Below are 14,243 nucleotides of genomic sequence, written 5' to 3'. Positions count from 1 at the left end.
TCACATGGCCTGTGCTGCGGGCGTGTCGAGTGGGTCGTCCAGGGGCGACGCAGGAGCGTCGACGCGACGTGCTGAGAGGTGGTTCCAGTCAAGCACTAGGACACCGGCTACAGGCATGGCGATAGGTCAGGAACGGCGTCGCTCCCTACGCAGGAGGGAGCGCAGAGTCTCGGCGTTCGCGTAGCCGACCCGTAGCGCGATCTCGGCGGAGGTAAGGTCCGTGGTTGCTGAGAGGTGCCGAGCTCGTTCGATGCGAAGCCGTTGGACGAAGCCGAGCGGAGTGAGGTTGAGCGCCGCACGGACTCGTCGTTCGAGGGTGCGCCGGCTGGTGCCGAGCGACTGCGCGACGAAGGCGACGTTGAACGGTTCGTCCAGGCGGGCGCGCACGAAGCGTTCGAACTCGACGACGATCGGGTCCTCGTGCCGGAGATGTTCGTAGGCGACGAAGGCCGCCTGCGACGGACGCTCGTCGATGATGAGGAGCTTGGCGACATGTTGGGCCAGGTCGGGGCTGATCGATCGCACGAGTGAGAGCGCGAGGTCGATGTGGGCGAACGCGGCGCCGGCGGTGACGAGGTTCCCGTCGACCACGACCATGGTGTCGAGATCGAGGGCGACGGTCGGATAGCGCTTCAGGAACTCCGGCCCCAGGAACCAGCTGGTCGTCGCCCGCCGATGATGCATCCGTCCGGTCTCGGCGACAGCGAACACGCCGGTGCACGCCGCGGCGATCCGGGTGGTCGCGTCGTCGAGGCGCCCGAGCGAGGCGATGACCGAACGAGCATCTCGGCTCTGGAGGGCGTCGTTGGTAGCGGCGGCCGTGAGGGTTCCAAGCGCAGGGACGACGACCACGTCGAACTCTGCGGACTCCGACAGCGGGTGGTCCACCGACAGGGTCATCGATGCCGTCGTGGTCACTCTCCGTTTCGGTCCGAGGATGGCGAGTTCGATCGGGTCGATCCGCGGGTCGACATCGCCGCGGGCTCCGTCGGCCACCCGCACGATGTCGATGACCGACGCGACAGCCGAACCGAAGCAGCCGTCGATCGCGATCAGTCCGATACGCATGGCGCGAACAATAGCAATACTGCCGTATACGCCACTTCTCACATGCCCTTGCTCGTCATACGCTGAACTCGCTTCACCAAGAAACCTCGACACCTAGGAGAACCCCTCATGTCCACACCCGCATCACTTCCGTATGCCTTCGTCGCCAAGATCGTCGCGGCCGATGGACAGCACGACGCGCTCGCCGATCTGCTCGCCGGCGCTGTCGCGCTCGCCAACGAAGAAGTAGGAACGATTGTCTGGTTCGCGGTCAGGACCCACGCCGACACCTTCTGGATCTTCGATGCATTCCCCGATGAGGCCGCTCGCGACGCCCACGCCAACGGCGCCATCGTCGCAGCCCTGATGGCCAACCAGCACCTCCTCGGCGCAGCACCCGAGATCCTGGCGGCCGACGTCCTCGCGTCCAAGCTCCCGTAGTCCGCCAACGCACGAGACGATCGCGCCCCGCCGAGCCGTCGCCAGGTCGCGACGCAACGCCACGCTGCGTTGCCGAGCGGTGCGAGGCCTATCGGCACACGGACAGGATGCCGGCCGCGAGCGCTCAGCCGGCTAGGGGTCCGTCGCAGAGGAGAGCGACGTCGGTGTCGGGCAGAGCCGTGAGGCCAGCGCATCGCGCGACCACCAGAACCGAACCGCCCCTGCCCTGCGTTTCCGCAGGTCAGGGGCTGTTCGCCGGAGCCGCCTGTCGGAATCGAACCGACGATCTAATCACGTCGGCTTTGCGTCTATCGCTTGATGCGCCCACTGGGCGAACGAGCCGCTGACCTGAGCAAACGCCGAGCGTGGGGGACGCCGCCATCCGGTGGTGACCGACGACGACCGACCAGTACCGACCGTTTCACCGGAGCTTGCGGCGGCGTCGAAGCCGAGCAAGCTCCATTCCTTTAGCTCACCGCACCCTCCTCCTCGCCGGTCCCGTCGTCGTCGAAGACGTTTCAGGGGTCTTCTCAGATGACGGTGTAGGTCGGCCGGGCGCGTCGGTCCGCAGATAGACGTCGAGGTCTCCCGACGACGGAGGTTCCTACGCCATCCATCCGAAAGACCTCGACGTGTCCGACGCTACCCCGCCGGCCGGCTTCGGCCGCCCTGACCTGACCGCCTTCGCTCGACTCGACGGCCTCGGTCTGAGCGTGACCGGACAACGACTTGAACCGGATCGTGCGGTCCTCGCGTGCCGCGTGGTGGAACCAGATCAGTGGTGCCGACGGTGCGGCAGCGAAGGCGCTGCTCGTGACACCGTGATCCGGCGGTTGGCCCACGAGCCGCTGGGCTGGCGACCGACCGTGCTGGAAGTTGTAGTGCGCCGCTACCGCTGTGCCGACTGCGGACACGTGTGGCGCCAAGACACCAGCGCCGCGGCGGAGCCACGCGCGAAGCTCTCGCGCACCGGGCTGCGGTGGGCGCTGGAAGGGATCGTGGTCGCACACCTCACCGTCGCCCGTGTCGCCGAGGGACTCGGGGTCGCGTGGGACACCGCCAACAGCGCGGTCCTGGCTGAAGGCAAGCGGCTGCTGATCAACGACCCCACGCGGTTTGAGGGCGTGAAGGTCATTGGCGTCGATGAGCACGTCTGGCGCCACACCAGGCGTGGCGACAAGTACGTCACCGTGATCATCGACCTCACCCCGGTCCGCGATGGCGCCGGCCCAGCAAGGCTGCTGGACATGGTCGAGGGCCGGTCGAAGGCGGCGTTCAAGACCTGGCTCGCCGACCGCGACGACGCCTTCCGTGACGCGGTCGAGGTGGTCGCGATGGACGGCTTCACCGGGTTCAAGACCGCCGCTGCAGAGGAGATCCCGGACGCCGGTCACGGTGATGGATCCCTTCCACGTCGTGCGCCTGGCCGGTGACGCCCTCGACAGGTGCCGGCGCCGGGTCCAACTCGCGATCCACGGGCACCGTGGGTTCAGGGACGACCCGCTCTACAAGTCGCGGCGCACGCTGCACACCGGCGCGGACCTGCTCACCGACAAGCAGAGCGACAGGCTACGCGCGCTGTTCGTTGATGACGCTCACGTCGAGGTCGAGGCGACCTGGGGTGTCTACCAGCGCATGATCGCCGCCTATCGCCACGAGGACCGGCAACGTGGCCGCGAGCTCATGGAGAAGCTGATCACCGACCTCAGCGCCGGCGTCCCCAAGGTGCTCACCGAGCTCACCACCCTGGGCCGGACCCTGAAGAAGCGAGCCGCTGACGTGCTCGCCTACTTCGAACGACCCGGCACCAGCAACGGGCCGACCGAGGCGCTCAACGGACGGCTCGAACACCTGCGCGGCTCCGCACTCGGGTTCCGCAACCTGACCAACTACATCGCCCGAAGCCTGCTCGAGACCGGCGGCTTCAGACCCCAACTCCTACACCCCCGATTGGGATGAGCCTCTTTGGCGTTGTGACGCGAAAAGGATATGAGAATGCGACAACCCCGCCAACGGTGTTGGCGGGGTTGTCGTGAATGTGTGTCCGGCTGCGTCCTACTCTCCCACACCGTCACCAGTGCAGTACCATCGGCGCTGAAGGGCTTAGCTTCCGGGTTCGGAATGGAGCCGGGCGTTTCCCCTTCGCTATGACAGCCGAAACTCTATGGAGATATCAATCAGTGGGCTTGGGTTCCCGTTTGTATCTCGGGAACTGCACAGTGGACGCGTAGCATCTTTGTAAGTCAAGTTATCGGCTTATTAGTACCGGTCAGCTCCACACATTGCTGTGCTTCCACATCCGGCCTATCAACCCAGTAGTCTAGCTGGGAGCCTCTCGCCCTCGCGGGCCTGGAAACCTCATCTTGAAACGTGCTTCCCGCTTAGATGCTTTCAGCGGTTATCACTTCCGAACGTAGCTAATCAGCGGTGCTCTTGGCAGAACAACTGACACACCAGAGGTTCGTCCATCCCGGTCCTCTCGTACTAGGGACAGCCTTTCTCAAGTTTCCTACGCGCACAGCGGATAGGGACCGAACTGTCTCACGACGTTCTAAACCCAGCTCGCGTACCGCTTTAATGGGCGAACAGCCCAACCCTTGGGACCTACTCCAGCCCCAGGATGCGACGAGCCGACATCGAGGTGCCAAACCATGCCGTCGATATGGACTCTTGGGCAAGATCAGCCTGTTATCCCCGGGGTACCTTTTATCCGTTGAGCGACGGCGCTTCCACAAGCCACCGCCGGATCACTAGTCCCGACTTTCGTCCCTGCTCGACATGTCTGTCTCACAGTCAAGCTCCCTTGTGCACTTACACTCGAAACCTGATTACCAACCAGGCTGAGGGAACCTTTGGGCGCCTCCGTTACCTTTTAGGAGGCAACCGCCCCAGTTAAACTACCCACCAGGCACTGTCCCTGATCCGGATCACGGACCGAGGTTAGATATCCAGAACGACCAGAGTGGTATTTCAACGTTGACTCCACCATCACTGACGTGACGGCTTCACAGTCTCCCACCTATCCTACACAAGCCGTACCGAACACCAATACCAAGCTGTAGTAAAGGTCCCGGGGTCTTTCCGTCCTGCTGCGCGTAACGAGCATCTTTACTCGTAGTGCAATTTCGCCGAGTTCGTGGTTGAGACAGTGGAGAAGTCGTTACGCCATTCGTGCAGGTCGGAACTTACCCGACAAGGAATTTCGCTACCTTAGGATGGTTATAGTTACCACCGCCGTTTACTGGCGCTTAAGTTCTCAGCTTCGCCGTGAGGCTAACCGGTCCCCTTAACGTTCCAGCACCGGGCAGGCGTCAGTCCGTATACATCGTCTTGCGACTTGGCACGGACCTGTGTTTTTAGTAAACAGTCGCTTCTCCCTGGTCTCTGCGGCCGATCACGCTCAGACAGCTTGTGTCGTCACGATCAGGGCCCCCCTTCTCCCGAAGTTACGGGGGTATTTTGCCGAATTCCTTAACCACGATTCACTCGATCGCCTTGGTATTCTCTACCTAACCACCTGAGTCGGTTTGGGGTACGGGCGGCTCGAACCTCGCTAGAAGTTTTTCTCGGCAGCATAGGATCACCCTCTTCCCGCATTCGCGGTCACTATCAGGTCTCAGGCTTCATGCGACCCGGATTTGCCTGGATCGCGCCCTACACCCTTGGACGTGGACAACCATCGCCACGCGGAGGCTACCTTCCTGCGTCACTCCATCGCTTGACTACTACCAGATCGGGTCGTGCGCTCCACACACCCGGTAACCCCGAAGGGCTGGTGGGCGTGCTTCAGGCACTTAGCATCACTGGGTTCATCATGGGCGGTCCTTCGCCGGTTCCGGAATATCAACCGGATGTCCATCGACTACGCCTGTCGGCCTCGCCTTAGGTCCCGACTTACCCAGGGCAGATTAGCTTGACCCTGGAACCCTTGGTTATTCGGCGGACGGGTTTCTCGCCCGTCATTCGCTACTCATGCCTGCATTCTCACTCGTGTGGCCTCCACGGCTGGTTCACACCGCCGCTTCCCTGGCCACACGACGCTCCCCTACCCATCAACACGCCTGGACACCAGTCCCGCAGGAGTTGGTGCCGAGCAGTATGTCAATGCCACAGCTTCGGTGGTGTGCTTGAGCCCCGCTACATTGTCGGCGCGGAATCACTTGACCAGTGAGCTATTACGCACTCTTTAAAGGGTGGCTGCTTCTAAGCCAACCTCCTGGTTGTCACAGCAACTCCACATCCTTTCCCACTTAGCACACGCTTAGGGACCTTAGCTGGTGATCTGGGCTGTTTCCCTCTCGACTACGGAGCTTATCCCCCGCAGTCTCACTGCCACGCTCTCACTTACCGGCATTCGGAGTTTGGCTAACGTCAGTAACCTGGTGAGGCCCATCAGCTATCCAGTAGCTCTACCTCCGGCAAGAAACACGTGACGCTGCACCTAAATGCATTTCGGGGAGAACCAGCTATCACGGAGTTTGATTGGCCTTTCACCCCTACCCACAGCTCATCCCCTCAGTTTTCAACCTAAGTGGGTTCGGTCCTCCACGCAGTCTTACCTGCGCTTCAACCTGGCCATGGGTAGATCACTCCGCTTCGGGTCTAGACCCAGCGACTCAAACGCCCTATTCGGACTCGCTTTCGCTACGGCTTCCCCACACGGGTTAACCTCGCCACTGAGCACTAACTCGCAGGCTCATTCTTCAAAAGGCACGCTGTCACCCCACACGCCCAACGGCGGGAGGCTCCAACGGATTGTAGGCACACGGTTTCAGGATCTATTTCACTCCCCTCCCGGGGTACTTTTCACCTTTCCCTCACGGTACTTGTCCGCTATCGGTCACCAGGGAATATTTAGGCTTAGCAGGTGGTCCTGCCAGATTCACACGGGATTTCTCGGGCCCCGTGCTACTTGGGAAACACCACCGGGAGTCCACACCATTTCGTCTACGGGGGTCGCACCCTCTATGCCGAGCCATTCAATGCTCTTCGACTATGACGCAGATTTCTCACTCCCTACAGAGGTGTCAGCCCCTGTTGGCGGGTCCCACGACCCCGAACGTGCAACGCCTGACAGCTATCACACACGCCCGGTTTAGCCTCATCCGCTTTCGCTCGCCACTACTCACGGAATCACATGTTGTTTTCTCTTCCTGTGGGTACTGAGATGTTTCACTTCCCCACGTTCCCTCCACACACCCTATATATTCAGGTGCGGGTGACTGGACTTGCCTCCAGCCGGGTTTCCCCATTCGGAAATCCTCGGATCACAGTCTGGTTATCGACTACCCGAGGCTTATCGCAGATTCCTACGTCCTTCTTCGGTTCCTGGTGCCAAGGCATCCACCGTGTGCCCTTAAAAACTTGAACACTACAAAGATGCTCGCGTCCACTGTGAAGTTCTCAAAATACAACCGGCACCCCACACCCACCACAGACAAACTGCAGCTTCGGCAGGGCCCACATCCAGAAGAAACCTGGCTCCACCACCACAACCACTGGAAACCAGCAGCCGGCAGTGTTGCCCGATCCTTCAGGACCCAACAACGTGTCAGACACCGCACCCCACATCCCCCACGTTCCACTGCGAAGCAAGCTCCGCTTGTACTGGTGAGAGACACCGGGACGGTGTCAAGTAATCGATGTTCCACCCTTGAGCACCCGCTGCCCCACACTCGGGGACAGACCGGGCTGCCATAAATGACTGCTCCTTAGAAAGGAGGTGATCCAGCCGCACCTTCCGGTACGGCTACCTTGTTACGACTTAGTCCCAATCGCCAGTCCCACCTTCGACGGCTCCCCCCACAAGGGTTGGGCCACCGGCTTCGGGTGTTACCGACTTTCGTGACTTGACGGGCGGTGTGTACAAGGCCCGGGAACGTATTCACCGCAGCGTTGCTGATCTGCGATTACTAGCGACTCCGACTTCATGGGGTCGAGTTGCAGACCCCAATCCGAACTGAGACCGGTTTTTTGGGATTCGCTCCACCTCGCGGTTTCGCAGCCCTTTGTACCGGCCATTGTAGCATGCGTGAAGCCCAAGACATAAGGGGCATGATGATTTGACGTCATCCCCACCTTCCTCCGAGTTGACCCCGGCAGTCTCCTATGAGTCCCCACCATGACGTGCTGGCAACATAGAACGAGGGTTGCGCTCGTTGCGGGACTTAACCCAACATCTCACGACACGAGCTGACGACAACCATGCACCACCTGTACACCAGTCCGAAGACGCACCCATCTCTGAGTGATTCCGGTGTATGTCAAGCCTTGGTAAGGTTCTTCGCGTTGCATCGAATTAATCCGCATGCTCCGCCGCTTGTGCGGGCCCCCGTCAATTCCTTTGAGTTTTAGCCTTGCGGCCGTACTCCCCAGGCGGGGAACTTAATGCGTTAGCTGCGGCACGGATCTCGTGGAATGAGACCCACACCTAGTTCCCAACGTTTACGGCATGGACTACCAGGGTATCTAATCCTGTTTGCTCCCCATGCTTTCGCTTCTCAGTGTCAGTAATGGCCCAGAGACCTGCCTTCGCCATCGGTGTTCCTCCTGATATCTGCGCATTCCACCGCTACACCAGGAATTCCAGTCTCCCCTACCACACTCTAGTCTGCCCGTACCCACTGCAAGTCCGAGGTTGAGCCTCGGATTTTCACAGCAGACGCGACAAACCACCTACAAGCTCTTTACGCCCAATAATTCCGGACAACGCTCGCACCCTACGTATTACCGCGGCTGCTGGCACGTAGTTAGCCGGTGCTTCTTCTGCAGGTACCGTCACTTTCGCTTCTTCCCTGCTGAAAGAGGTTTACAACCCGAAGGCCGTCATCCCTCACGCGGCGTCGCTGCATCAGGCTTCCGCCCATTGTGCAATATTCCCCACTGCTGCCTCCCGTAGGAGTCTGGGCCGTGTCTCAGTCCCAGTGTGGCCGGTCGCCCTCTCAGGCCGGCTACCCGTCGTCGCCTTGGTGAGCCACTACCTCACCAACAAGCTGATAGGCCGCGAGTCCATCCCAGACCGAAAAACTTTCCACACCATGCCCATGCGGACTGGTGTCATATCCGGTATTAGCTCCGGTTTCCCGGGGTTATCCCAGAGTCTGGGGCAGGTTACTCACGTGTTACTCACCCGTTCGCCACTGATCAGACCAAGCAAGCTTGATCGTCACCGTTCGACTTGCATGTGTTAAGCACGCCGCCAGCGTTCGTCCTGAGCCAGGATCAAACTCTCCGTTGATGTTCAAACACCCACCCCCGAAAAGAGGACGAGCAAACTTTGAACCCATGAAGGGCTCGAAAACCTGACTGAAGTCGAACAACCAGCTCAAAAAGAGTTGATCATTCAGTTTCAACCAAAGGATAATTCGCACCAAAACCAACCCAGACCACCCTCATGGATGACTCCGAGCCAGCCTCGGGACGAGGTAATTGGCATCGATTTTTGACACGCTGTTGAGTTCTCAAGAATCGGACACACACCATCAACCACCTCTGTGAGGAGGCCTCCGGGGCAACCCTTCAAACTTACCCGCCTCAAGCTTGGGAGTCAAAACCGTGAAACAATCTCAGATTGCCCGATTTGGACCCGCTTGGTGTCAGCGGTTTGTGCTCACCGAACTGTACCGGATCAACCGGAGTGGTTCGGACCATGCTGGTCAGCCCCGGGACCGGCCAACTTCGCTGGCGATGACTCGCTCCGCGGTGGCGTCCGTTTCGCCCTGTCGGGCTGACGAAGAGAACGTTACATGGAGGTCCCGGAGATCTCAAAACCGGGCGGTAGCCGGCGCCCCCAGCAGCCCGAAAGCCCTTGCGGCGTCAGCGGATCCGAGCCAGATCGACGGTCCAGACCGGGTTGCCGGGCACGGCCGTCACCCGCTCACCGCTCGCGAAGCGCGTCGAGGGCTGGAGCAGGGGGACGAACGGGCTGCGCTCGTTCATCGCAAGCTGCCACGCCGCATACGCCCCCGCACGGTTGTCGCCCACGGACGCACGTGCCGCCTCGGTGAGGTCGTCGATGACCTGGTCGGTGCCACGCGCCCACCCGGCACGTGAGCCGACGAGCTCACCCGGCGCGAAGGCGAGGTAGTTCTCGGGGTCCGGGAAGTCAGGGCTCCAGCTCCAGAGGCTGAAGGCACTGCGCCCGGACCGGTAGGCGGCGAGCGCCTCGGCGGCCGGCGCGGGGTTGAGCTGCACCTTGATGCCCACCTGGGCCAGCTCGGAGCGCACGGCCACGGCGAGCGCACTCGTCGGGATCCCCTGGATGGGCAGGTCGGCGGCATACGACAGCGGGATCGGCTGCCCCCGGTAGCCCGAACGGCGCAGCGCCGCCTTGGCGGCCGCGAGGTCACGTGCGGGCACGAGCGGCAGCGTCACCACGGGAGTCGGCATGCCGTTGGGCCCGGTCGTCACGGCACCGCCCGGTGTCGCCGTGGAGGTCGACGTCGCGGAGGTGCCGGTCGGCGGGGAGGTCGTGGGCGAGGTCGTCGAGGACGGGGCCGGGGTGCCCGTGCCCGCGTCACCGGTGCCGGAGGTGGTGGGCGCCGGTGAGGGCGCGAGGTCCTCGAGCGCCCCGACGAGGCCTGCGGGGATCAGGCCCGCCGCCGGGGTCGAGCCGGCCGCGACGCGACTCAGCGCCTCACGGTCGAGGCCACGGCGCACCGCCTCGGCGAAGTTCGGGTCGGCCGTCCACCGGTTGAGCGAGGCGTTGCGGTTCAGCGCGAGGTAGACGAGCGAGCTCGAGCGCATCGACGTGACGGTGATCGTCGAGGAGGATTCCCCCGTGACGGCCTCGGACTGGCTCGGCGACAGGTCGAGGGCGAGGTCGATGCCACCCGACCGCAGCTCGGAGAGCTGGCGCTTCGGGTCGAGGTTGCGCACGACGATCTCGGGGAAGGCGGGCTTGGTCCCCCGCCACAGCGGGTTGGCCTTGAGCCGCACCTCCGAGGTGCCGCGCGCGCTGTCGATGACGTAGGGGCCCGACCCCACCGAGTGCTGCGAGAGGTAGCCGCCCGCCGTGTCGGCCGGTCCGATCGTGCCACCGTGGGCCTTGACGGCCGAGGAGTTGAGGATGCCGAAGGCGGGGTTGGCGAGGATCGCCGGCAGGGCGAAGTTCGAGCCCGTCGAGCTGAGCGTGAAGGTGCGGTCGTCGACCTTGGTCGTCGAGACCGTGCCGATGATCGAGGCTGCCGGACCCGACAGCCCCTTGGCCCGCTCGAGGGTGAAGATGACGTCGTCGGTGGTGACGGGCGTGCCGTCGGAGAAGACGAGCCCCTTGCGCAGGCGCAGCGTGAGCCAGCGTCCCTCGGGGGAGAGGGTGTACTCGGCCATCCCCGGCACGACCTTCGTCGGGTCGTCGGGGTCGAGCGTCGTCAGCGTCTCGTAGAGCGCGTGCGTCAGCATCGAGCCGCTGCGGTCGAACTGCCGCGTCGGGTCGAGGGTCGTGTGGTCGAAGACGGCGCCGACGACGAGCGGCGGGGACGCCGTGGTGGGGGCCGGGATCGTCGCTCCCGTGCCCGGCGTCACCGCGCCGGCGGGCGTGCTGGCCAGCGGCGTCGCATCGGTGGTGGCCGTCGTGCAGGCGGCGGCGCCGAGCGCGAGCACGCCGACCGTCGCCACCATCGCGGGGCGGACGAGACGTCGACGCATGGACTTCCTTCGGGGGCACCCGGCCAGGTGTCGACCGGGCCGGACTCGGGACTGCGGCGGGCACAGGGAGCAACACGGCGAGCGGCGCCGACGGCGACCCGGAGCACCCCTGCCCGTGGTCCGGAGTCTAGCCGCCGCCACCCGCCGCGGTGGTCGCCTGCGACGCGCTCGGCGCGAGAACGAGATAGGCCTGCGCGACGAGCACGACCCCGATGGCGATCCACTTGCCCGTCGGCAGCTCCACGCCGTAGCGCCAGCGGTCGATGAGGACGAGCCCCACCTGGAGCATGACGACCCAGCCCATCGTGACGAGGGCGAGCTCGGCGTACTTCAGCGACGACGCATACACCCAGAAGAGGACGAGGAAGACGCCCGCGCCGAGGACGAGCGCGCGGACGCTGCCGTTCTCGGCCCACTCCTTGGCGAAGAGCGCACCCGCCAGGTCGAGGCCGGCGAGGCAGACCATCGCGATGGTCGCGACGACGGGCACGGGCCACGCCTCGGGCGCCTTGATGAGTGGGAACACGTCGGTCACGCTCATGAGCCGTCCTTCCGGGAAGGGCCCGACCCCACGGACCCTGTCTCCTCAGAGGACGCCGACCGGCGCGGTGATACCCCTCGGCCCGGGGCGAGCCCGCTCAGGCTCCGACGTAGGCGGCGAGGTGCTCTCCCGTCAGCGTCGAGCGACCCGCGACGAGGTCGGCGGGCGTGCCCTCGAAGACGACGGTGCCGCCGTCGTGGCCGGCGCCCGGACCGAGGTCGATGATCCAGTCGCCGTGGGCCATGACGGCCTGGTGGTGCTCGATGACGACGACGGACTTGCCCGAGTCGACGAGCCGGTCGAGCAGGCCGAGAAGGTTCTTGACGTCGGCGAGGTGCAGTCCGGTCGTCGGCTCGTCGAGGACGTAGACGTCGCCCTTCTCGGCCATCTGCGCGGCGAGCTTGAGGCGCTGGCGCTCGCCACCGGACAGCGTCGTGAGCGGCTGGCCGAGCGTGAGGTAGCCGAGGCCGACGTCGGCGAGCCGCGCCAGCACCGTGTGCGCGGCCGGGGTGCGGGCCTCGCCCTCGGCGAAGAAGTCGAGCGCCTCGGTCACCGGCATCGCGAGCACCTCGGCGATGTTGCGGCCACCGAGCTCGTAGTCGAGCACGGCGGCCTGGAAGCGGCGGCCCTCGCACTCCTCACACGTCGACTCGACGGTCGCCATGACGCCGAGCTCGGTGTAGATGACGCCGGCGCCGTTGCAGGCCGGGCAGGCACCCTCGGAGTTGGAGCTGAAGAGGGCGGGCTTGACGCCGTTGGCCTTGGCGAAGGCCTTGCGGATCGGCTCGAGCAGGCCGGTGTAGGTCGCCGGGTTGCTCCGGCGCGAGCCGCGGATCGCGCCCTGGTCGACGACGACGACACCGTCGCGCTTGGCGACCGAGCCGTGGATGAGCGAGCTCTTGCCCGACCCGGCGACGCCCGTGACGACGCACAGCACCCCCAGCGGGATGTCGACGTCGACGTCGCGCAGGTTGTGCGTCGAGGCGCCGCGGACCTCCATGGCGCCGGACGCCTCGCGCAGCGACTCCTTGAGGCTCACCCGGTCGTCGAGGTGGTGGCCGGTCACGGTGTCGCTGCCGCGCAGGCCCTCGACGGTCCCCTCGTAGACGACCTCGCCGCCCGCGGTGCCGGCGCCCGGACCGAGGTCGACGACGTGGTCGGCGATGGCGATGGTCTCCGGCTTGTGCTCGACCACGAGGACGGTGTTGCCCTTGTCGCGCAGCTGGAGGAGCAGCTGGTTCATCCGCGCGATGTCGTGGGGGTGCAGACCGATCGTCGGCTCGTCGAAGACGTAGGTCACGTCGGTGAGCGAGGAGCCGAGGTGGCGGATCATCTTGGTGCGCTGGGCCTCGCCACCCGAGAGCGTGCCGGCGGGGCGGTCGAGCGAGAGGTAGCCGAGGCCGATGTCGGCGAACGAGTCGAGCAGGTGCTGGAGCCCGCGCAGCAGCGGCGCGACCGACGGCTCGTCGAGGTCGCGCAGCCACTCGGCGAGGTCGCTGATCTGCATCGAGCACAGCTCGGCGATGTTCTTGCCCCTGACCTTCGAGGACAGCGCCTCCTTGGACAGGCGCGTGCCGTTGCAGTCGGGGCACGTGGTGAAGGTGACGGCCCGCTCGACGAACCGGCGCACGTGCGGCTGCATCGCGTCGAGGTCCTTGGACAGCATCGACTTCTGCACCTTGGTCAGGACGCCCTCGTAGGTGAGGTTGACGCCCTCGACCTTGATCTTCTCCGGCTCGCCGTAGAGCAGCTTCTGCCGCTGCCTGTCGGTGAACTTCGCGATCGGCTTGTCCATGGGCAGGCCCGCGCCGCTGAAGATCCGGCCGTACCAGCCGTCCATGCTGTAGCCGGGCACGAGCAGGGCGCCCTCGGCGAGCGACTTGGACTCGTCGTAGATGGCGGTGAGGTCGAAGTCGTTGATCGAACCCATCCCCTCGCAGCGCGGGCACATGCCGCCCTGGTAGACCGCCTCGCGCACGATCGAGGTCTCCGTGCGGTTGCCGCGGTCGGTCTTCATGACCCCGCTCGCGACGCGCGTCGGGACGTTGAAGGCGAAGGCGGTGGGCGGCCCGATGTGCGGGGTCCCGATGCGGCTGAAGAGGATCCGCAGCATGGCGTTGGCGTCGGTGGCGGTGCCGACGGTCGAGCGCGGGTTGGCTCCCATCCGCTCCTGGTCGACGATGATCGCCGTCGTCAGGCCCTCGAGGCGGTCGACCTCGGGACGGGCCAGCGACGGCATGAAGCCCTGGACGAAGGCGCTGTAGGTCTCGTTGATCAACCGCTGCGACTCGGCGGCGATGGTCGCGAAGACGAGCGAGCTCTTGCCCGAGCCGGAGACGCCGGTGAAGGCGGTCAGCCGGCGCTTGGGCAGCTCGAGGCTGACGTCCTTGAGGTTGTTCTCGCGGGCGCCGTCGACGCGGATCGTGTCGTGGACGTCGGCCGGATGCGAACCGCCGGTCCCGACCGAGGAGGGGCGGGCGGCGCTGCTCTTCGTCACCATGCTCGTACGCTACGACGCCGGGCACCCCCGCGGCCTCCTGGTTTGTACATCTGGCGAACGAGCCGTGAG

At 64.4% G+C, this 14,243-nt stretch carries 5 protein-coding genes, 3 rRNA genes and 1 pseudogene; 2 read left to right on the top strand and 7 right to left on the bottom strand.

Annotation, left to right across the window (positions count from 1 at the left end; genetic code table 11):
* Window positions 1-126 precede the first annotated feature (126 nt).
* Window positions 127-1,068 (bottom strand): GlxA family transcriptional regulator, encoded by a 942-nt coding sequence (locus U5C87_RS05470; RefSeq protein WP_003941078.1) that lies wholly within the window; start codon window positions 1,066-1,068, stop codon window positions 127-129.
* 108 nt (window positions 1,069-1,176) lie between these two features.
* Here U5C87_RS05470 and U5C87_RS05465 point away from each other — a divergent pair, with 108 nt between their 5' ends.
* Complete coding sequence (locus U5C87_RS05465; protein ID WP_003941073.1) at window positions 1,177-1,488, top strand: putative quinol monooxygenase; 312 nt, start codon at window positions 1,177-1,179, stop codon at window positions 1,486-1,488.
* Between the two features lie 632 nt (window positions 1,489-2,120).
* A pseudogene (locus U5C87_RS05460) lies at window positions 2,121-3,447 on the top strand (ISL3-like element ISPfr2 family transposase).
* Between the two features lie 83 nt (window positions 3,448-3,530).
* Here the strand turns inward: U5C87_RS05460 and rrf are convergent.
* The 6 genes from rrf to U5C87_RS05430 form a co-directional block, all read right to left on the bottom strand.
* Window positions 3,531-3,647: ribosomal RNA gene (gene rrf, locus U5C87_RS05455) — 5S ribosomal RNA — on the bottom strand.
* Between the two features lie 80 nt (window positions 3,648-3,727).
* A 23S ribosomal RNA gene (locus U5C87_RS05450) occupies window positions 3,728-6,858 on the bottom strand.
* Between the two features lie 345 nt (window positions 6,859-7,203).
* Window positions 7,204-8,725, bottom strand: a 16S ribosomal RNA gene (locus U5C87_RS05445).
* The 16S, 23S and 5S rRNA genes sit together here, the layout of an rRNA operon.
* Window positions 8,726-9,303: 578 nt before the next feature.
* Window positions 9,304-11,133, bottom strand: coding sequence for an ABC transporter substrate-binding protein (locus U5C87_RS05440; protein WP_330475613.1), 1,830 nt, complete (start codon window positions 11,131-11,133; stop codon window positions 9,304-9,306).
* Between the two features lie 127 nt (window positions 11,134-11,260).
* Window positions 11,261-11,674, bottom strand: a complete 414-nt coding sequence (locus U5C87_RS05435) for a hypothetical protein (protein ID WP_330475612.1) — start codon at window positions 11,672-11,674, stop codon at window positions 11,261-11,263.
* A 97-nt stretch (window positions 11,675-11,771) separates the two neighbouring features.
* Window positions 11,772-14,174 carry an excinuclease ABC subunit UvrA gene (locus U5C87_RS05430; RefSeq protein WP_330475611.1) on the bottom strand — a complete coding sequence of 801 codons (2,403 nt, stop codon included), beginning with the start codon at window positions 14,172-14,174 and terminating at the stop codon, window positions 11,772-11,774.
* Window positions 14,175-14,243 lie beyond the last annotated feature (69 nt).

The sequence above is a fragment of the Terrabacter sp. C0L_2 genome (assembly GCF_036352015.1).
GTDB lineage: Bacteria > Actinomycetota > Actinomycetes > Actinomycetales > Dermatophilaceae > Terrabacter > Terrabacter tumescens.
Note: the sequence above shows the minus strand (reverse complement) of the source record. Positions and strands in the feature narration are given on the sequence as shown.